Origin of the sequence: Streptomyces nojiriensis (genome assembly GCF_017639205.1) — a bacterium.
GTDB classification, from domain to species: Bacteria; Actinomycetota; Actinomycetes; order Streptomycetales; family Streptomycetaceae; genus Streptomyces; species Streptomyces nojiriensis.
This window is the reverse complement of sequence record NZ_CP071139.1, coordinates 5,728,518-5,748,334: the sequence shown is the minus strand read 5'-3', so window position 1 is coordinate 5,748,334 and position 19,817 is coordinate 5,728,518. Positions and strand designations below refer to the sequence as shown.

At 71.3% G+C, this 19,817-nt stretch carries 18 protein-coding genes; 12 read left to right on the top strand and 6 right to left on the bottom strand.

Annotated elements, in window-relative coordinates; translation table 11 throughout:
* Positions 1–138: 138 nt before the first annotated feature.
* Positions 139–723 (bottom strand): DUF6461 domain-containing protein, encoded by a 585-nt coding sequence (locus tag JYK04_RS26925; protein ID WP_189732892.1) that lies wholly within the window; start codon positions 721–723, stop codon positions 139–141.
* Between the two features lie 314 nt (positions 724–1,037).
* Here JYK04_RS26925 and JYK04_RS26920 point away from each other — a divergent pair, with 314 nt between their 5' ends.
* Positions 1,038–1,646 (top strand): hypothetical protein, encoded by a 609-nt coding sequence (locus JYK04_RS26920; RefSeq protein WP_189732894.1) that lies wholly within the window; start codon positions 1,038–1,040, stop codon positions 1,644–1,646.
* Here JYK04_RS26920 and JYK04_RS26915 read toward each other — a convergent pair.
* Positions 1,609–1,998 carry a hypothetical protein gene (locus tag JYK04_RS26915; protein WP_189732896.1) on the bottom strand — a complete coding sequence of 130 codons (390 nt, stop codon included), beginning with the start codon at positions 1,996–1,998 and terminating at the stop codon, positions 1,609–1,611. The two genes, JYK04_RS26920 and JYK04_RS26915, sit on opposite strands and share 38 nt — an antisense overlap.
* Positions 1,999–2,051: 53 nt before the next feature.
* On the opposite strand from JYK04_RS26915, the gene JYK04_RS26910 reads away from it, so the two are divergent.
* Positions 2,052–2,825, top strand: a complete 774-nt coding sequence (locus JYK04_RS26910) for a glycerophosphodiester phosphodiesterase (RefSeq protein WP_229874965.1) — start codon at positions 2,052–2,054, stop codon at positions 2,823–2,825.
* A 42-nt stretch (positions 2,826–2,867) separates the two neighbouring features.
* Here the strand turns inward: JYK04_RS26910 and JYK04_RS26905 are convergent, their stop codons facing one another.
* Positions 2,868–3,344: a hypothetical protein gene (locus JYK04_RS26905; protein ID WP_189732898.1), complete on the bottom strand. Its 477-nt coding sequence runs from the start codon at positions 3,342–3,344 to the stop codon at positions 2,868–2,870.
* A 198-nt stretch (positions 3,345–3,542) separates the two neighbouring features.
* The gene (locus JYK04_RS26900) at positions 3,543–5,072 is read right to left on the bottom strand and encodes a ricin-type beta-trefoil lectin domain protein (protein ID WP_189732900.1); all 1,530 of its coding nucleotides are present in this window, start codon (positions 5,070–5,072) and stop codon (positions 3,543–3,545) included.
* A 109-nt stretch (positions 5,073–5,181) separates the two neighbouring features.
* Here JYK04_RS26900 and JYK04_RS26895 point away from each other — a divergent pair, with 109 nt between their 5' ends.
* The 3 genes from JYK04_RS26895 (at position 5,182) to JYK04_RS26885 (ending at position 10,003) form a co-directional block, all read left to right on the top strand.
* A complete protein-coding gene (locus JYK04_RS26895; protein WP_189732902.1) occupies positions 5,182–6,585 on the top strand; it encodes a class II fumarate hydratase in 1,404 nt (467 codons plus the stop codon).
* Between the two features lie 112 nt (positions 6,586–6,697).
* Complete coding sequence (gene fomD, locus JYK04_RS26890; protein WP_189732904.1) at positions 6,698–7,417, top strand: cytidylyl-2-hydroxypropylphosphonate hydrolase; 720 nt, start codon at positions 6,698–6,700, stop codon at positions 7,415–7,417.
* A gap of 309 nt (positions 7,418–7,726) precedes the next feature.
* A complete protein-coding gene (locus JYK04_RS26885; RefSeq protein WP_189732909.1) occupies positions 7,727–10,003 on the top strand; it encodes a SpoIIE family protein phosphatase in 2,277 nt (758 codons plus the stop codon).
* 78 nt (positions 10,004–10,081) lie between these two features.
* Here JYK04_RS26885 and JYK04_RS26880 read toward each other — a convergent pair whose 3' ends face one another.
* Positions 10,082–12,355 carry a transglycosylase domain-containing protein gene (locus JYK04_RS26880; RefSeq protein ID WP_189732911.1) on the bottom strand — a complete coding sequence of 758 codons (2,274 nt, stop codon included), beginning with the start codon at positions 12,353–12,355 and terminating at the stop codon, positions 10,082–10,084.
* Between the two features lie 232 nt (positions 12,356–12,587).
* On the opposite strand from JYK04_RS26880, the gene JYK04_RS26875 reads away from it, so the two are divergent.
* The 5 genes from JYK04_RS26875 (at position 12,588) to JYK04_RS26855 (ending at position 17,468) form a co-directional block, all read left to right on the top strand.
* Positions 12,588–13,496: an SPFH domain-containing protein gene (locus JYK04_RS26875; protein WP_189732914.1), complete on the top strand. Its 909-nt coding sequence runs from the start codon at positions 12,588–12,590 to the stop codon at positions 13,494–13,496.
* Positions 13,493–13,726, top strand: coding sequence for a type II toxin-antitoxin system antitoxin (locus JYK04_RS26870; RefSeq protein WP_030010967.1), 234 nt, complete (start codon positions 13,493–13,495; stop codon positions 13,724–13,726). Before JYK04_RS26875 ends, JYK04_RS26870 begins: the two co-directional genes overlap by 4 nt.
* A gap of 165 nt (positions 13,727–13,891) precedes the next feature.
* A complete protein-coding gene (locus JYK04_RS26865) occupies positions 13,892–14,416 on the top strand; it encodes a PadR family transcriptional regulator (RefSeq protein ID WP_189732916.1) in 525 nt (174 codons plus the stop codon).
* On the top strand, positions 14,413–15,099 hold the full coding sequence (locus JYK04_RS26860; RefSeq protein ID WP_189732918.1) for an ABC transporter ATP-binding protein: 687 nt from the start codon (positions 14,413–14,415) through the stop codon (positions 15,097–15,099). Before JYK04_RS26865 ends, JYK04_RS26860 begins: the two co-directional genes overlap by 4 nt.
* Positions 15,096–17,468, top strand: a complete 2,373-nt coding sequence (locus tag JYK04_RS26855; RefSeq protein ID WP_189732920.1) for an ABC transporter permease — start codon at positions 15,096–15,098, stop codon at positions 17,466–17,468. Before JYK04_RS26860 ends, JYK04_RS26855 begins: the two co-directional genes overlap by 4 nt.
* Positions 17,469–17,589: 121 nt before the next feature.
* Here the strand turns inward: JYK04_RS26855 and JYK04_RS26850 are convergent, their stop codons facing one another.
* Positions 17,590–18,537, bottom strand: coding sequence for a hydrogen peroxide-inducible genes activator (locus JYK04_RS26850; protein WP_189732922.1), 948 nt, complete (start codon positions 18,535–18,537; stop codon positions 17,590–17,592).
* Between the two features lie 135 nt (positions 18,538–18,672).
* Between JYK04_RS26850 and JYK04_RS26845 the strand changes: the two genes are divergently transcribed.
* Both JYK04_RS26845 and JYK04_RS26840 read left to right on the top strand, forming a co-directional pair.
* Positions 18,673–19,227 (top strand): peroxiredoxin, encoded by a 555-nt coding sequence (locus JYK04_RS26845; protein ID WP_189732924.1) that lies wholly within the window; start codon positions 18,673–18,675, stop codon positions 19,225–19,227.
* Between the two features lie 3 nt (positions 19,228–19,230).
* On the top strand, positions 19,231–19,767 hold the full coding sequence (locus tag JYK04_RS26840; protein WP_189732926.1) for an alkyl hydroperoxide reductase: 537 nt from the start codon (positions 19,231–19,233) through the stop codon (positions 19,765–19,767).
* Positions 19,768–19,817: the final 50 nt, after the last annotated feature.

Sequence of the window (19,817 nt, the reverse complement as noted above, 5' to 3'; positions counted from 1 at the left end):
GCCTGCATGACAAGGACCGCTACTACGTGAGCACTCCAGGGTTCGAGAACTGCGATCAGACGCTCTGCGAACTTCCGTGACATATACGTGTGGCCCGCCGGACATCCGGCGGGCCACACGTGGTTTCACACACCGGACTCAGGGCGTCGCCTCGGCAACGCCGGCGAGCAGCTCGCCGTCCACGACCAATTCGCGTGAGAGCCCCAGCCCGAAGGCCCTTTCGGCGAGTCCGAGCATCGCATCGACCGGAGAGACGCCGGAGTCCCGCCCCTCGACCCGAAAACCGGATTCCACCATATGGGAAAGCAGAACATCGCGATCGGCACCGTCACGGAGGTCAGGAAGGCCGGGATCGAAGCTGCACAGTGTCTGCCCGTCCTTCGCGTAGGCGAACCACGGAACAGTCTCGGTGCGCACCATGGCAACGGTTTCGGCCACAGCGGAAACATTCTGCAGGGCGTCGCTCTCCAGAATGTGCGCCCCCCACGACTGGACGGCAAATGCCCACGGTCCGACCGAACCGGCTCGCAGCATGCTCCGTTCCTCGGGATCTTCCTGCTGGAATTCCTCGGCGTCGTCCCTGTCCATGACTTCGAATGACCCTTCCTCACATCCCATCAACTCGAGAAGTGTTCGAGGTTCCACATCCCGGGCGAACAGCAGGGAAAACCCCTGGGGGAAGGAGGACGGAAGCCACGCAAGGCCATCTTCCAGAACCGGCATATAAGCTCCTGGCGAAGTGTCTCGATGCGGTAGACGGGCAAGCAGATTCCGGCAACGGCCGGGTCGTGCGCAACCGGGGCCCCCGCAGGGTCGAGCAGACCCGTGAGCCTGCTTCCGCACGAGAAGGTACCCGCCAGGAGAGCTGCGGCCTGCCCACCGAAGCGCCGGATCTACCGGACATGCCTGAGGGCCTCTCCCCCGTTCGGGGGAGAGGCCCTCAGGCATGTCCGCCCATCGGCAGATGGCAGGCCGGCGGGCTCCCGGCGAGGCTGTTTCCCGTAGCCGAACGGCTCGACTTTCAACGGGAGTTCACGATGAAGAACCGCAAGCGCGCGCTCGTCCTGGCCGGGACCGCCGCCGCCCTGGTGGCGACGCTGATCGGCGCGGCCCCGGCCCCCGCGGCGCCGGCCGCGCCGAAGCTCGCCTCGGTGCACGGCGGCGGGACGGTGTCCTATCCCTACGTGCCGAAGGAGCACGACATCCGTTTCACCGTCGACGCCGACGCCGCCCCGTGGAGCAGGCCCTTCCCGGCCCCGGGCGGGGAGCAGGGCATGCCGGTCGACGCGCGCGGCAAGGTGACCGTCTACCACGCCATGCCCGACGCGGGCTTCACCGGCGTCGCCGAGGCGGAGGTGGACTGCATGGTCACCGGCGGCAAAACGGCCACGATCACCGCGGTGGTCACGTCCTCGAACGTCGGCTGGGAGGGCAAGCGGATCGGGATCAGCGTCCAGGACGGGGAGCGCGGCGGGCCCGACCGGGTGGGCTTCTCGTGGGGCATCGCCAACGTCGACGTGAAGCCCGACGGATCGGTGTCCGAGCCCCGCGTGGGCACGTGCATGGCCCCGGCCCCCTTCACCGAGGTCACCAAGGGCGGCTTCAAGGTCACCCCGGCGCCCCTGGCCCCGCGGCCGAAGTCCTAGTCGCGGCGTCGGACAGGTACCGGGCCTCAACGGGGGTGGCCCGGTACCCCGTCTTCCGCGCGGCAGCCACCTCGGCGATGCTCAGCCCGTACACCCGGCGCAGCAGCGTGATCGGCACCCCGTCGGGCCCGCCGACCGGTAGGTGGACCGTGCCTTCCCGGGCCACGATGCGGTCCCGGATCCACGGCGGCGGTACGCCCCGGCCGTCGTCGCAGACGTAGGCCTCGTACCGCGGGCAGTGCTCGAACCCCGCCCAGTGCAGCTCGCCGTCCCGGATGAACTGCCAGTCCTCCTGGACGCAGTCCTCGCACGGCTCGCAGTGCAAGGTCAGGTACATCTGCTGTTCGGCCACCCGGGCAGGATGCGGTACCGGGGCGTTCCACGCATCCGGATAACGTCTGTCCCATGAACCGGCAGTCCATGCTCCCCGCCACCGCCCGCACCGTCCGGGTGGTCGCCCACCGCGGGGCCTCCGACGAGCACCCCGAGCACACCTTGGCCGCCTACCGGCAGGCCATCGCCGACGGGGCCGACGCGCTCGAATGCGACGTACGCCTGACCGCCGACCACAAGCTGGTGTGTGTCCACGACCGGCGGGTGGAGCGGACCTCCGACGGGCGCGGGGTGGTCTCCGAGATGACCTACGCGCAGCTGTCCGCGCTCGACTTCGGCGGCTGGAAGGGCGCGGAGCACCGCGGGGCGCAGGTGCTCCTCTTCGAGGACCTCCTGAAGGAGGCGCTGGCCGCCGACCGGCCCGTCGGGCTGGCCGTGGAGACCAAGCACCCCACCCGCGCCGGCGGCCGTCTGGAGGCCGAGCTCGTACGGGTCCTGAAGGACCACGGACTGGCCGACGGCCGGGCGGGCCTGGTCGAGGTCATGAGCTTCTCGCGCAACGCCCTGATCAGGCTGAACCGGCTCGCGCCCGGCCTGCCGGCCGTCTACCTGATCGAGCGGCGGCTGCGGCCGCTCCGGCCGCCGTTCGCGGGGCATGCCGGGCCGGGCATCGACCTGGTGCGCAAGGATCCGGGGCTGGTGGCCCGGCTGAAGGCGAAGGGGCTGTCGGTGCGGGTGTGGACGGTGGACGAGCCGCAGGACGTGGAGCTGTGCCTGCGGCTCGGCGTGGACACGATCATCACCAACCGGCCCCGGCAGGTGCGGGAGCAGCTGGAGGGCCGCTGACGCGGGCCCCGGGACGGAAACCGGGGCCGGGGCCGGGGCCGGTCAGGCCCACTGCCCCGCGGTGCGCGAGGACCTCGACGAGGAGCCGGCGCGTACGGCACCCACCCCGCAGGCGGCGACGCCGGCCAGCGCGGCCACGATCAGGGGGTTGGTCCACACCGGGACGAGCTCGACGCTGGGGCCGCCCGGGAACGTGCACACCGTCGACAGGGGGAAGTACCGCGAGGTGATCTTTATGTCGGCGTCGGGCGTCCGATAGGACTGGGGGCCGAACTGCGCGGCTTGTTCTGCGAGACAGGGCCGCGTGGGGCGGGAGTTGATGCCGCCAAGGCCGCCGAGGGCATAGGCGAGGACGGCGATGCCCAGGCAGGCGAAGGCCCATTCCACCCAGGGGCCGACGGCGCCGCGGCTCATGCCCGGTCTTCGGGTGGCCAGCAGGTGCACCACCTTGACGAGGAGGAAGGCACCGGCCGGGAGGGCCAGGAGGAGGGCTGCGACTGCTACGAGGATCGGACTCACCCTTACGTGGGAGCGGGGCATCGGGTCGGCGCCCACCGGAGGCCGGGGGCCACGGTCACCCTGCCACAACACCCCCTCCGATCAGCGGACATACGTTCGCCGAACACGAGAACGTCTGCACGGCATCGGGCGCCCGGCATGGAAACACCCGGCCGGGGTGCGCCGGCCGGGCGCGGGGGGTCTGCGGGTGCGGGGCGGTTACACGAAGCGCTGGTCGGCGGACCCGTTGCACGTCTGCAGGCGCAGCGGCTCGTGGGCGGCGGCCACCGTCAGGCACATGCCCGGGGCGGCGGCGGGGCGGAAGGTGGCGCCGTCGCGGACGAACTGCTGGTTCGCGCCGCCGTGGCAGTTCCAGATGATCAGGCCGGTGCCGGGGCCGTAGTTGGCGCCGGGGGCGTCGAGGCAGCGGTCCTGGGTGAGTTCGATGTGGACGGACCTGCGGACGCCGTCGTACCACCAGCCCTGGTTTCGACCGCCGTGGCAGTCCCATCCGACGATCCTGGTCCCGTTCGCGCTGGCGCCGCCGAAGGAGTCCAGGCAGTTGCCGGTGGCCTCGTTCCTGAGGGCCTTGTACGTGTCGTCCCAGGCCCCGGCCTGCAGGACGGGCGTCCCGGTGCTCGCGGGGTCGGCGCAGGAGGCCTCGCGCAGGCCCGAGTCGTAGAGCTGGGTCAGGCACGACGCGAAGGCGCCGTGGCCGCGGTAGTTGGGGTGGAAGGACTGGCGGGCGGTGTTCTCGTCCCACGGGAAGTGGTCCCCGAGGTCCAGGTAGAGGCCGCGGGCCCAGGTGTCCTCCATGCAGACCTCGTGGCCGTGGAAGAGCCGCGAGTTGTCCAGGTAGACCGCGCCGGAGGCGAGGGCCGCCGCGCGCATGCCCTTCTCGAAGGCGGGCACCGCGTAGTTGCGGCCCCAGGCGGCGTCGGAGTCGTAGCCGGCGCAGCCGCCGGGCAGCTTGCCGGGGAAGTTCGGGTTGTCGTAGAAGTCGGGCCCGATGGGGCTGGGGTAGCCCATCACGACGAGCTTGTAGTCGGAGTCTGCGTAGCCGGCGTCGCGCATGACGGTCCTGAGGTCCGCGACCGTGGCCTCCACCTTGGGCTTCAGGCCGTCGACCCGCGCCTGCCAGCCGGGCCCGTACTTGGGCTCGCAGGTGCCCTGGCTGAGCACCCAGCGGGTCACGCAGTCGGTCATGACCGGGCCGAACTGCAGGTCGTCGTTGGCCCCGGCGACCAGCAGGACCATCTTGATCTTCGTGTTGCGCGCCTTGACGGCCAGGTTGTCGCTCTGCACCAGCTCGTCGGCGTACTGCTTGGCTCCGCCGATCCTGATGTTGCCGGTGTAGCCGCCGGAGCAGGCGACGTTGAAGGTCAGGTCGGCCGGTATGCCGGTGCGGTGGATCGCCGAGTCCGGCGAGCGGTGGCACTGGTTGTTCGGCGTGTTGGTCGCGGGGTCGTAGTTGCCGACGCCTTCGCCCGAAATCTCGCTGTCGCCCAGCGAGATCAAGCCTGTTTTGCGCTCGTTCAGCGGACGTACGGCAGGATCGCCGTAGATCTTGGTGGCCTCTGCGGCCCGGATGGCCTCCAGCTCGGGCGACAGCGGCACGGCGACGGAGCCGGAGGCGGGTGCCGCCTGGGCCATGGGGGTGACGGCGGTGACACCACCCAGGGCGGCCGCGATCGCCAGGGCGGCGGCGAAGGTAGATCTGAGCATGGGTCTCGTACGGGAACGTGCCATGGAACGCCTCCCCGGAAGTGGGTGTTACCCCCGGTATTTACTGGCCGGTAGGCGAGTTGGGAACACTTCGAACAAGACGATTGCTCAACTTTTTGAGGAGGTCACAGAAATGACGGATGACCAGCAGGCCGACGCGTTCCGGACCGAGCACGACTCCATGGGTGACGTACGGGTTCCCCGGCACGCCAAATGGCGTGCCCAGACCCAGCGCGCGGTGGAGAACTTCCCCATCTCCGGGCAGCGGTTGGAGCGCGCCCACATCGAGGCGCTCGCCCGGATCAAGGCCGCCGCGGCCGCGGTGAACGCGAAGCTCGGAGTGGTGGACCAGGACACCGCCGACGCGATCCGCTCCGCCGCCGACGAGGTCGCGGACGGCCGCTGGGACGACCACTTCCCCGTGGACGTCTTCCAGACCGGATCCGGGACCTCGTCCAACATGAACACCAACGAGGTGATCGCCACCCTGGCCACCGAGCGCCTGGGCCGCGAGGTCCACCCCAACGACCACGTCAACGCCTCGCAGAGCTCCAACGACGTGTTCCCCTCGTCCATCCACATCGCCGCCACCGCCGCCGTCACCGGCGAGCTGATCCCGGCCCTGGAGCACCTGGCGGCCGCGCTGGAGCGCAAGGCCGCCGAGTTCGCCCAGGTCGTCAAGGCCGGGCGGACCCATCTGATGGACGCCACCCCGGTCACCCTCGGCCAGGAGTTCGGCGGGTACGCCGTCCAGATCCGCTACGGCGTCGAGCGGCTGCGGGCGGCCCTGCCGCGGCTGGCCGAGCTGCCGCTGGGCGGCACCGCGGTGGGCACCGGCATCAACACCCCGCCCGGGTTCTCCGCCGCGGTGATCGCCGAGGTCGCCGCCACGACGGGGCTGCCGCTGACCGAGGCCCGCGACCACTTCGAGGCGCAGGGGGCCCGGGACGCCCTCGTGGAAACCTCCGGAATGCTCCGCACGATCGCCGTCTCCCTCACCAAGATCTCCAACGACCTCCGCTGGATGGCTTCCGGACCGCGCACCGGTTTGGCCGAAATCAATCTCCCGGATCTCCAGCCGGGCTCCTCGATCATGCCCGGGAAGGTCAATCCGGTGGTGCCGGAGGCCGTCCTGATGGTCGCCGCACAGGTCATGGGGAACGACGCGGCCGTCGCCGTGGCGGGCGCGGCCGGCAATTTCGAGCTGAATGTGATGCTCCCGGTGATGGCCAGGAACCTCCTCGAATCGATCCGCCTGCTCGGCAGCGTGAGCCGCCTGCTGGCCGACCGCACGATCGACGGGATCACTGCCAACGAGGCCCGGGCCAGGGAATACGCCGAGTCCTCGCCCTCCGTGGTCACCCCGCTGAACCGCTACATCGGCTACGAGGAGGCCGCCAAGGTCGCCAAGAGGTCCCTCGCCGAGCGCAAGACGATCAGGGAGGTGGTCCTGGAGTCCGGGTACGTGGAGCGCGGCGCCCTCACCCTGGAGCAGCTCGACGAGGCCCTCGACGTCCTGCGCATGACGCATCCCTGACCCGTCCGACCGCACCCGCGGACGGGGGCCGGATCCGGTCGATTGTCATCGCCGAACCCCCCGGTGACCTGCGCCGCAGCGGGCGCGGGGACCCCCGCCCTAAGATCTGCGCATGACAGGTACTTTCAAGCCCGGGAACTCCGCGGCGCGGAGCGCGCCGCGGGGCACCGCGCGGGGTCCGCGCTGGGCACCCGGGGAGCAGATCCTCTGGCGCTACCGCGATCACGCCCCGGGACTGAAGGGCCCGGTCCACATCTGCCGCCCGGTGACCGTGGTCCAGGACACGGACGAGCTGCTGGCGGTGTGGATGGCCCCCGGCACCGAATGCGTCAAGCCGGTCCTCGCCGACGGCACCTCCGTCCACGAGGAACCGCTCGCCACCCGCTACACGGCGCCGCGCACGACCGTACGGTCGCGATGGTTCGGCGGCGGTGTCCTGAAACTGGCCCGGCCCGGGGACTCCTGGTCGGTGTGGCTGTTCTGGGGCCCCGGCTGGCAGTTCAAGAACTGGTACGTCAACCTGGAGGAGCCGCGCTCGCGCTGGGCCGGCGGAGTGGACTCCGTTGACCACTTCCTGGACATCGCCGTCTACCCGGACCGCAGTTGGAAGTGGCTGGACGAGGACGAGTTCGCGCAGGCGCAGCGGTGCGGCCTGATGGACCGTGAGCAGGCCGACCGGGTGAGGGAGGCGGGCCGCGCGGCGGTCGGGGTGATCGAGGAATGGGGAGTCCCCTTCTCCGGCGGCTGGGAGGACTGGCGGCCGGATCCGGCCTGGAGGATTCCGGCCCTTCCGGATGACTGGGACATCACCCCGGCGCATATGACCTCATGAGACCCTTGATGCGCCCCCAGGGTTCAAACGTAGGATCGTCCTCCACGAGGTCACGCGCGCGGAACGGTGCGGTCGCCGTACCACCGCGCAAGTGCCGCTCCGCACACGGGATCTGACCGGAGGTCGGACGCACGACGAGAGGCGACGAGGGGGCGGGGGTCCGTCAGGGGCGCCTCCCGGCCGGAGGTTGGGAGAGAAGTTTGGGGCAGGAACCTCGGGGTGATGGTGCCCGGGCCGCTGAGCGGGTATACCGCGACTGACCGAGTTGAGTGCAGCGCACATCGAGCGCAAACGGACGGAAATCCACGCGTGACGGAGTACCCCACCTCCCAGGAGGGCCCGCAGCCCGTCGCCTCCGGCGGAGGTACGGACGAGCCCGGCCACGGCAAGGCGCCCATCGCCGCCACCGAGGCCGTACGCACGCATGCGCCGGGCACGGGCCCGGAGCCGGGCGGCAGCGCCGCCGCGGCCTCCGACGCGCGCGCGGCCCGCTCCGCGGCGGGCGCGGGCGGCGGCGCCGGGCTCCCCCGGCCCCGCCGCAACGCGGCCGCCTCCGGCGAGGTACCGGCCGCGGCCGAGCCCGGCCGGGGCGCGGCCCGTCCGCGGCCCGGTGCGAGCGCCCTCGACGCGTCGGCCGGGGCGGCCGGGCACGATGGTCCCGCCGAGGCGCCGCGCCCGCGCGGCGGGAGTGACGACATGACCGATGACGGCGACGGCCCGCCGGCCGGCACGATCACGGGCGGTGACGGCGGAGCCGGACGCCACGGGGGTGGCGGGGGCGCCGTACCCTCCGGGGAGGCGACCGCCGCACGCCGCGAGGGGGACCGGCTGCGGTTCGTCGGCGCCGCCACCCGGCGGATCGCCCGCGGCATCGACCTCGACGAGATCGTGCTGGGGCTGTGCCGGGCCACCGTGCCGACCTTCTCGGACGCCATCCTCGTCTATCTGCGCGACCCGCTCCCGGTCGGCGACGAGCGGCCCGTCGGCCCGGTCGTTTTAAGGCTCCGGCGCACCGACCGGCTCCGGCCGATCGACGACCTGACGGACATCAGCAGCACCATCGGCGCGGGGATGGACCTCGCCGGGGCCGCGGGGGCCACCGGCGAGCTCGACTTCAGCCAGTTGCCGCTGGTCGGCCCGCAGGGTGACCTGCCCGCGGCCGAGCTGTGCGAGATCCGGCCCGGCGGCGCGCTCGCCGAGGTGCTGCGCGGCGTACGGCCCGTCTTCGGGTCCTCCGCCGCCGCCCGGGCCGCGCTGCCCGAGCTGCTCGGCGTGGACCACCCGCTGCCGCGCGGCAACCGGGCCGTCCTCGCGCCCCTGCGCGGCCGCCGCCGGGTGATCGGCGCCGCCGTCTTCCTGCGCAGCCCCGAGCGGCCCGCCTTCGAGCAGAACGACCTCCTGGTCGCCGCCCAGCTGGCCACCCACACGGCGCTCGGCATCGACAAGGCGGTCCTGTACGGCCGTGAGGCGTACATCGCCGACGAGCTGCAGCGCACCATGCTGCCCGACAGCCTCCCGCAGCCCACCGGCGTGCGGCTCGCCTCCCGCTACCTGCCCGCCGCCGAGACGGCACGGGTCGGCGGCGACTGGTACGACGCCATACCGCTGCCCGGCAGCCGCGTCGCGCTCGTCGTCGGTGACGTCATGGGCCATTCCATGACCTCCGCCGCGATCATGGGCCAGCTGCGCACCACCGCGCAGACCCTCGCGCAGCTGGACCTGCCGCCCGCCGAGGTGCTGCACCACCTGGACGAGCAGGCGCAGCGCCTCGGCTCCGACCGCATGGCCACCTGCCTGTACGCCGTCTACGATCCCGTCGCGCACCGGATCACCATCGCCAACGCCGGCCATCCGCCGCCGGTGCTGCTGCACCTGGGCGGCCGCGCGGAGGTGCTCCGCGTACCCCCCGGCGCCCCCATCGGCGTCGGCGGCGTGGACTTCGAGGCCGTGGAGCTGGACGCGCCCGCCGGGGGCACCCTGCTGCTCTACACCGACGGCCTGGTGGAGTCGCGCCTGCGGGACGTGTGGACCGGTATCGAGCAGCTCCGCGAGCGCCTCGCCACCACCGCCCAGCTGACCGGCCTGGACCACCCGCCGCCGCTGGAGGCCCTCTGCGACGACGTGCTGGACATGCTCGGCCCGGGCGACCGGGACGACGACATCGCGCTGCTCGCGGCCCGGTTCGACGGGATCGCGCCGAGCGACGTCGCGTACTGGTTCCTGGACCCGGAGGAGACCGCCCCGGGCCGGGCCCGCCGGTTCGCCCGCCGGGCGCTGGCCCGGTGGGGCCTGGAGGAGCTCGAGGACTCGCTGGAGCTGCTGGTCAGCGAGGTGGTCACCAATGCCGTCCGGTACGCGGAGCGGCCCGTGACCCTGCGCCTGCTGCGTACGGACGTACTGCGCTGCGAGGTCGGTGACGACTCGCCGCAGCTGCCGCGCCAGCGCCGGGCGCGGGACACCGACGAGGGCGGCCGCGGCCTGTTCCTGGTCAACCGGATGGCCCGGCGCTGGGGTGCGACGCGGCTCAGCAGCGGAAAGGTCGTCTGGTTCGAACTGTCGCTGCCGGGGACGCCCGAGCGGCGCTGATCGCGCGACGACGGAAAGACCGCCGCCCCGCAGCCTTCCAAGGCTGCGGGGCGGCGGTCTGTCATCTGCCGGCGGGGACTAGCGCTCGGGCACCAGCGGCGGGTCCGGCGGCTTGGGACCGCCGGTCTTGGTCGCCGTGGGCGACGGGGACGTCGTCGTCGTCGGGGCCGGCGACGTCGGGGCCGTCTTGGTCGCCGTGGGCGACGGGGATGTCGTCGGGGACTGTGTCGGGCTGGTGCTGGCCGTCGGGGAGCTGGAGGACGGCGACGTCGACGGCGTCGGCGAGGCGCTGCGGGACGGCGTCTGCACGGCGCCCATCTCCGCCTCGCTCAGCTGGAACTTGCCCGCGTTGCCCTTGAGGACGGCGAGCGTGTACGCCTTCCAGATCGAGGCCGGGAAGCTGGAACCGCCCAATCGGCCGAGGCCGGCCGTACCGGTCAGCGTGACCTGCTTGGCGGTGACGGGCTCCTCGCCGAAGATCGCGACGACGGTGACCAGCTCCGGGGTGAACCCGGAGAACCAGCCGGAGACGTTGTTCTCGGTGGTACCGGTCTTGCCGGCGGCCTCGTAGGCGCTGCTGCGGACCTTGTTGCCGGAGCCGCCCTCGTCGTTGACGACGCCCGTGAGCACCTTCGTGACGGTGTCGGCGGTCTTGCGGCTGATGGCCTGGGAACCGACGGGCTGGGCCGGCGCGACCTCGCGGTCCTTGTGCTCGGCCTTCTTGATGATGGTCGGCGTGACCTTCTTGCCGTGGTTGTCGAACGTCGCGTAGACGCCGGCCATCTCCACGGTGTTGGCGCTCATGGTGCCGAGCGACATGGCCGGCTTGTCCTCGGGCCAGCCCTCACGGTCCTTCATGCCGAGGGCCAGGGCCGTCTTCTTCACGTTGCGCGGCTCGACGTCGACGATCATCTGCGCGTAGACGGAGTTGACCGAGAAGTTGGTCGCCTCCTGGACCGTCATCATCGGGGTGCCGAAGTTGCGGTCTTCCTGGTTCTGCGGGGCGAAGGGGATGTCGCTGCCGACGACCGGCCGCTTGCTGGTGCCGTCGTAGAGCGCGTTCGGCGTGATCGGCTTGCCGTCCTGGGTCTTCGCGCCGTTCTCCAGCGCGGAGGCGAGCACGATCGGCTTGAAGGTCGAGCCCGGCTGGTAGTCCTTGCGCAGGGCGTTGCTCGACCAGTGGTCCTTCAGGCTCGTGCCGCCGTACATCGCGACGATCGCGCCGGTCTTCGGGTCCACCGAGGTGGCGCCGGCCTGCACGCTCTGGTCCTGGGGCTTGCCCTTGGTGTCCTTGCGGTCGAGCTTGGACTCCAGCTCGTCCTGGACGGCCTTCTCCAGCGCTTCCTGCTTCTTGGGGTCGATGTTCAGCGTGAACGTCCAGCCACCGGCGTCGATCAGCTTCCGCTCGACGCCCTGGGCGTTGAGCTCGGCCTCGGCCGCCTGGACCAGGTAGCCCTTCTGGCCGTCCATGCCCATCGGCGGCTGCGGCGGGATCGGCTCGGCGAACTTCAGCGTCTGGCGCTTGGCCTCGTCCAGCTTGCCGTTCTCGACCATGTTCACGAAGGTGGCGTTGTAGCGGATCATGATCCGCTTCTTGGTGTCATCGCTGGCGGTCGACCAGTCGTACTGGCTGGGGGCCTGGACGAGGGTGGCGAGGTAGGCGCCCTGTTCCAGCGTCAACTGGCCGACGTCGACGCCGTAGTAGGCCTGGGCGGCCGCCTGGATGCCGTACGCGCCGCGCCCGAAGTAGCTGGTGTTCAGGTAACCGGCGAGGATCTCGGGCTTCTTCATGCGCTGGTCGACCTTGAGGGAGATCACCAGCTCCTTGAGCTTGCGGCTCGCCGTCTGATCCTGGGTCAGGTAGTAGTTCTTGACGTACTGCTGGGTGATCGTGGAGCCGCCGGCCTTGCCGCGCCCGGTGGCCGTGTTCCACAGACCGCGGGCCAGACCCTTGAAGTCCACACCCTGGTCGTTGCGGAAGGACTTGTTCTCGATCGCAATGAACGCCTCCTGCACGTCCATCGGGATCTTGTCGATCGCAAGGATCTCGCGGTTGACCTTGCCCTTGCTGGCCATGATCGTGCCGTCTGAGTACTTGTAGACGTTGCTCTGCTGGAGCGCCTGCTTGTTGGGGTCCGGCTCTTCCACATAGAAGTACAGGGCGACCAGCGCGCCCATGCCGAGCAGGGCCAGCCCGAAGAACGTGCCCAGGATCTTCTTCCAGGTGAAGAAGCGGCGTATGCCGGTGCGTTTGCCGGTACTTCCGCTTCCCTCGGTGCCCTGCGCGCGTCCGCTCGGCGCACGCCGCGCACCGCGCTGCTGCTGCGCCTTACGCACTTCTGCTCGGCCCATCGCTCCCGCTCCGCTCGATTTCCCCCCCGACGTCAGCTCAGAAAGCTAACACCGCAGGCTGTGACAAAAGTTGGCCAACCATGACTAATTACGGTCATTTCGGACGTGAGAATCAGCACCCGCGTCATGGGAACCGACGCCCACCTAAGCGGAAGGGTTGCTGTAGCGCAAAAAAGTGATATCACTTTGCTAGACGGTCCGACCGGCCGTGAGCTGAGAAACGGGGCAAACCATGACGAACGAAAACGCCACCCCTGACGGAGTACGGGAGTTCACCGCGCGCAGCGTCGGCGGCGGACTGGCACTGCTGCTCGGTCTGTTGGGCCTGTTGGCGAGTGCGGGCCTGATCGTGGCCGGCGCGGTGGCCACGGCCGTCGGGGTCAAGGCGGCCCTGATAGCCCTCGGCGTACTCCTGAGCCTCGCCTCCACGTTGGCGATGTGCGGGCTGAACACGGTGGCACCGGGTGAGGCCCGGGTCGTCCAGCTGTTCGGCCGCTACCGGGGCACCATCCGCACCGACGGGCTGCGCTGGGCCAACCCGCTGACCTCCCGCGAGCGGATCTCCACCCGGGTGCGCAACCACGAGACGGCCGTCCTGAAGGTCAACGACGCCTACGGCAACCCGATCGAGCTGGCGGCGGTCGTGGTGTGGCGGGTCGAGGACACGGCCCGGGCCACCTTCGAGGTCGAGGACTTCACGGAGTTCGTCGAGACCCAGGCCGAGGCGGCGGTCCGGCACATCGCCATCGAGTACCCCTACGACGCGCACGAGGAGGGCGGCCTGTCGCTGCGCGGGAACGCCGAGGAGATCACCGAGAAGCTGTCGGCCGAACTGCGCGACCGCGCCGACGCGGCCGGTGTGCACATCATCGAGTCCCGCTTCACGCACCTCGCGTACGCTCCGGAGATCGCCTCCGCGATGCTCCAGCGCCAGCAGGCGGGCGCGGTCGTGGCGGCGCGCAAGCAGATCGTGGAGGGCGCGGTGGGCATGGTCGAACTGGCACTGACCCGGCTGGCGGAGCAGGACATCGTGGACCTGGACCCGGAGCGCAAGGCGGCCATGGTCTCGAACCTGATGGTGGTCCTGTGCGGCGACCGCGCCGCCCAGCCGGTCGTCAACACGGGGACCCTCTACCAGTGACCCCCGGCGGCGAGGAGAAGCCGGCGGGTCGGCAGGCACGCAAGCAGGTGCTGCTGCGGCTCGATCCGCAGGTGTACGACGCGCTGGCCCGCTGGGCGGGCGAGGAACTGCGCAGCGCCAACGCGCAGATCGAGTTCCTGCTCCGCCGGGCCCTCGCCGAGGCCGGCCGCCTCCCCTCGGCCCCCGGCCCCATCCCCCGCCGGGGACGGCCCCCCAAGCCCACGGAATGACCCCGCCACGCCCGGTGGGCCGGTGACCCGGCCCACCGGGCGTGCGGCGTTCCCGGCCCCGGCTCCGGCCCCGCCCACCCGTTCCCCGTCCGCCCCTCCGTGAGGCCCGACCCTCCTCCCGCCCTCTATACACTCCGCGTATACACACGGTGTAGAGTCGGGGTCATGTCCATCGGTCACACCCTCCTGGGCCTCCTAGAGGCCGGCCCGCGCCACGGCTACGACCTCAAGCGCGCCTTCGACGAGAAGTTCGGCCACGACCGCCCCCTCGCGTACGGGCAGGTCTACTCGACCATGTCCCGCCTCCTGAAGAACGGCCTCGTCGAGGTCGACGGGATAGAGAGCGGCGGCGGCCCCGACCGCAAGCGGTACGCCATCACCGACGCCGGCATCACCGACGTCGAAGCCTGGCTCGCGCAGCCCGAGAAGCCCGAGCCCTATCTCCACTCGACCCTCTACACGAAGGTCGTCCTCGCCCTGCTCACCGGCCGCCGCGCCGACGAGCTGCTGGACACCCAGCGCGCCGAGCACCTGCGCCTCATGCGCATCCTCACCCAGCGCAAGCGCAAGGGGGACATCGCCGACCAGCTCGTGTGCGACCACGCCCTCTTCCACCTGGAGGCGGACCTGCGGTGGCTGGAGCTCACCGCGGCCCGTCTCGACCAGCTCGCCAAGGAGGTGGGCCGATGACCCCGGCCGGCTCGCTCCTCGCGGCCACGGACCTGCGCAAGGCGTACGGGACCACCAACGCCCTCGACGGCGCCGAGTTCTCCATCCACGCCGGCGAGGTCGTCGCCGTCATGGGCCCCTCCGGCTCGGGCAAGTCGACCCTGCTGCACTGCCTGGCGGGCATCGTCCCGCCCGACTCCGGCTCCATCACCTACGCCGGCCGCGAGCTCACCTCCATGAGCGACGCCGAGCGCAGCGAGCTGCGCCGCACCGCGTTCGGCTTCGTCTTCCAGTTCGGCCAGCTCGTACCGGAGCTGACCTGCGTGGAGAACGTCGCCCTCCCGCTGCGCCTGACCGGCGTCAAGCGCAAGGAGGCCGAACGCACCGCCCTGCACCGGATGGAGCAGCTCCAGGTGGAGGACCTCGGCGCCAAGCGGCCCGGCGAGATATCCGGCGGCCAGGGGCAGCGCGTGGCCGTCGCCCGCGCCCTCGTCACCGACCCGCGCGTGATCTTCGCCGACGAGCCCACCGGAGCCCTCGACTCCCTCAACGGCGAACTCGTCATGCAGCTGCTCACCGAGGCCGCCCGGTCCGCGAACGCCGCCGTCGTCCTCGTGACGCACGAGACGCGCGTGGCCGCCTACTCCGACCGCGAGATCGTCGTACGCGACGGCAAATCCCGTGACATGGAGCGGATCGTATGAGCCGTCTCCAGGTCTGGGCCCGCGACCTCGGCATGGGCGCCCGCTTCGCCTTCGGCGGCGGCCGTGAGGGGTGGATCCGCACCCTGCTCACCGGCGTCGGCGTCGGGCTCGGCGTCGCACTGCTGCTGATCAGCACCGCCATCCCCGGCGCGCTCGCCGCCCGGTACGAGCGCGGCGACGCACGGTCGACGATGAGCTCCGAGCGGGCCGACGCCCCCGGACCCGGCACCCTGCTGATCGCCCGCATCGGCCAGACGTACCGGCACAAGGACATCGAGGGGCACGTGGTCCGGGCCGAGGGCCCGGACGCCCCGCTGCCGCCCGGTCTGACGCGGATCCCCGGCCCGGGCGAGATGGCCCTCTCCCCGGCGCTCGACGCGTTGCTGAAGTCCCCCGACGGCGCCCTGCTGCGCGAGCGGCTCGACGCGCGGGTCAGTGAGGTCGTCGGCGACCCGGGGCTGGTGGGTCCCGGCGAACTGCTCTTCTACCTGGGCAGCGACACCCTCCTGAAGAACGGCCCCGAGGACTACCGCGTCGAGCGCGTCACCGGCTTCGGCTACGACGCGGACCGCGAGGGCCTGGACCCCGTGCTCATGCTGATGGTCGTCGTGACGTTCATCGCCCTGCTGATGCCCGTCGCCGTGTTCATCGCCACCGCCGTCCGCTTCGGCGGGGACCGGCGCGACCGGCGGCTCGCCGCGCTGCGGCTGGTCGGCGCCGACAGCCGGACGGTGCGCCGGATCGCGGCCGGCGAGGCGCTGGCCGGCTCCCTGGTCGGACTGGTGCTGGGCAGCGGCTTCTTCGTGGTCGGCCGCTCCCTGGTCGGCAGCGTCAGCCTCCAGCAGCGCAGCGTCTTCCCCGCCGACCTCGACCCGGCGCCCTGGCTCGCCGTCCTGGTCGCCCTCGCGGTGCCCGCGGCGGCGGTGGCCGTGACGCTGTTCGCGCTGCGCAGCGTGGTCATCGAGCCGCTGGGCGTCGTCCGTACGGCCAGGCCCTCCCGGCGCCGGATCTGGTGGCGGCTGCTGCTCCCGCTGGTCGGGCTCGGCCTGCTCGTGCCCCTGGGCGGCCGCGGCAACGACCACGGCAGGTTCAACCAGTGGCAGGTCGGCGGAGGTGTCGTACTGCTGCTGGTCGGGGTCACCGTGCTGCTGCCCTGGCTGCTGGAACGGTTCGTCGCGAAGCTGTCCGGCGGCCCGGTCTCCTGGCAGCTGGCCGTGCGCCGGCTGCAGGTCAACAGCGGCGCCGCCGCCCGCCTCGTCAACGGCATCGCCGTGGCCGTCGCGGGCGCCATCGCCCTCCAGATGCTCTTCGCGGGCGTCGAGGGCGACTACACCCGGTCGACCGGCCAGGATCCCGGCCGGGCCGCCGTCGCGGTCATGGTGAACCGCGATACGCAGACGGACCTGGACGACCTCGCGCAGCGGATCACCGCCATGCAGGGCGTCACCCGGGCCGTGCCGCTGACCTCCGCGCAGGCCGCCCACCAGGTGCCCGCGACGGAGGAGACGGTCCAGGTGACCATCGGCACCTGCGACGCGCTCGGTGAGGTGGCGGTGCTCGACTCCTGCACGGAAGGCGACGCCTTCGTACTGACCGGCTCCCCCGCACCGGTCACGCAGGGGCAGGGTCTCTACGGAGCCACGGCGAAGCCCGGTGACGAGCTGTTCGTCGGCAACGTCCGGGAGTACGGGTCCGGGACCGGGACGGCCGACCGGCCCGCCCCGGCGAAGTGGCAGGTCCCGGCCGGCGCCCGTACGGTCCCCAGCCGGCCGGACCCCACCGGGGAGCTGCGCAGCGGCCTGCTGGTCACCCCGTCGGCCGCGCCGAAGGAGATCGGCGACTTCCCGGACGCGCGGATCTACGTCCAGGTCGACGAGTCCCGTCCGGACGCCCTGGACCGGGCGCGCAACGCCGTGTTCAAGGCGGACCCCTTCGTCACGGCGATGACCCTGCGGGACACCAAGGAGGCCGCCGGCTACTCCTCGATCCGCACGGGGCTGTTCTTCGGCGCCACCGCCGTACTGGTCCTGATCGGCGGAAGCCTGCTCGTCTCCCAGCTGGAGCAGTTGCGCGAGCGTCGGCGGCTGCTGTCCTCCCTGGTCGCCTTCGGCACCAAGCGCTCCACGCTGAGCCTGTCGGTGCTGTGGCAGACGGCCGTGCCGATCGCGCTCGGCCTGGTGCCGGCGGCCGGGGTCGGGGTGGGGCTGGGCGCCGTCCTGATGGGCATGGCCGCCCAGCCGGTCCGGATCGACTGGGCGTCGGTGCTCGGGATGACGGCGGCCGGAGCGGGTGTGGTGGTCGTGGTGACCCTGCTCAGCCTGCCGCCGCTGCTGCGGCTGATGCGCCCGGACGGCCTGCGCACGGAGTGACCCCGTACGCCACTGACCCGTCCGCCCGCTCCCGGCGAGGCCCCGGCGTCCCGACTTCCCCCTAGGCCGTCTCGTCCGGATCTTGCCGGGCCCGCGGCGTACAAGATCCGGAAGAGACGGCCTAGTCGGTGGGCCAGACCGGGAGCGGGCGGACGGCTTCGCGCAGCTCGGCGGCGATCGCCCTGAACTCCTCCTGCCGGGCGGTTCCGGTGCGCATGGCCAGGGCGATCCGCCGGGAGGGGGCGGGCTCGGCGAAGTACCCGGTGGACAGGTACTCGTTGCGGGCGGTCTCCAGCCGCAGCGCGGTTCGCGGCAACAGCGTCACCCCCAGTCCCCCGGCGACCAGTTGTACGAGGGTGGACAGCCCGGCGGCGGTCGTCGTGACGTCCGCACCGGTCGTCCGGCCCGCTTCCCGGCAGATGTCGAGGGCCTGGTCCCGCAGGCAGTGCCCCTCGTCGAGCAGCAGCAGCTGCAGTCCGCGCAGTTCCTCCAGCGGGATGTCCCGGCGCCCGGCCAGCGCGTGCTCCCTGGGTGCGAGCAGGACGAAGTCCTCGTCGAAGACGGGTAGTTCGGTCACCCCGGGGACCCCGAGCGGCACCGCGAGCAGGAGCAGGTCCAGGCGTCCGGCGCCGAGGCCCTCCAGCAGCGAGGCGGTCTGCTCCTCGTGCACCTGGAGGTCCATCCGCGGGTAGCGCCGGTGGAACAGTCCGAGCACGGTCGGCAGCAGGTACGGCGCCACCGTGGGGATCACCCCGAGCCGCAGGACTCCGGTGAAGGGCGCCCGTACCGCCTCGGCCTCCTCCAGCAGCCCGCCCATGGCGTCGAGGACCACCTGCACGCGGGCCGCGATCCGCTCGCCCGCCGGGGAGAGCAGCACCTTGCGGGTGGTGCGCTCCAGCAGCTGCACCCCCAGGGTCTCCTCCAGGGCGGAGACGGATCCGGAGAGCGCGGGCTGGCTCATCCCGATGGCCGCGGCGGCGTCCCGGAAGTGCAGGTGCTCGGCGACCGCCGCGAAGGCGCGCAACTGCGCGAGCGTCGGTTGCTTCGTTCCCCTACTACTGACAGCCACTGATAGGTACCTCCGATCACCCGGCACAAGAGTAGCTATTTCTGTAATCAATGCAGGTGTGTCAGCATGTGAGATACGTCCAACCCCATCGGAAAACCCCCAAAAGGGTTATTTTCCACTGCATAAGGAGAGCGCGTGCTCACTGTTGGTGACAAGTTCCCCGCCTTCGACCTGACCGCCTGTGTCTCGCTCGAGGCCGGAGCCGAGTTCGCGCAGATCGACCACAAGACCTACGAGGGCAAGTGGAAGGTCATCTTCGCGTGGCCGCTGGACTTCACCTTCGTGTGCCCGACCGAGATCGCCGCCTTCGGCAAGCTGAACGAGGAGTTCGCCGACCGCGACGCGCAGATCCTCGGCTTCTCGCTCGACTCCGAGTACGTGCACCACGCCTGGCGCAAGGACCACGCCGACCTGCGTGACCTGCCCTTCCCGATGATGTCCGACATCAAGCGCGAGCTGTCGACCGAGCTGGGCATCCTGGGCGAGGACGGCCTCCCGATGCGCGCCGTCTTCATCGTGGACCCGAACAACGAGATCCAGTTCTCGATGGTGACCGCCGGTTCCGTGGGCCGTAACCCCAAGGAGGTCCTGCGGGTCCTCGACGCCCTGCAGACCGACGAGCTGTGCCCGTGCAACTGGAACAAGGGTGAGGCCACCATCGACGCCGGCGCGCTGCTGGCCGGTGAGTGACGGATGTCCCTCGACTCCCTGAAGTCGGCCATACCGGACTTCGCCAAGGACCTGAAGCTGAACCTCGGTTCGGTCATCGGCAACAGCGACCTCCCGCAGCAGCAGCTGTGGGGCACCGTCCTGTCCTGCGCGATCGCCGCCCGCTCGGCCATCGTCCTGCGTGAGCTGGAGCCCGAGGCGAAGGCGAACCTCTCGCCGGAGGCGTACACCGCCGCCAAGTCCGCCGCCGCGGTCATGGCGATGAACAACGTCTTCTACCGCACCCGGCACCTGCTCTCCGACCCGGAGTACGGCACGCTGCGCGCGGGCCTGCGGATGAACGTCATCGGCAACCCGGGCGTGGAGAAGATCGACTTCGAGCTGTGGTCGCTCGCGGTCTCCGCGATCAACGGCTGCGGCCAGTGCCTGGACTCGCACGAGCAGGTCCTGCGCAAGGCGGGCGTCGACCGCGAGACGATCCAGGAGGCCTTCAAGATCGCCTCCGTGATCCAGGCCGTCGCCGTCACCCTCGACGCCGAGGCCGCCCTCGCCGCCGAGTAACGGCACCCCGTACGACGACACAGGGCCCCGCGACCGTTTCCGGTCGCGGG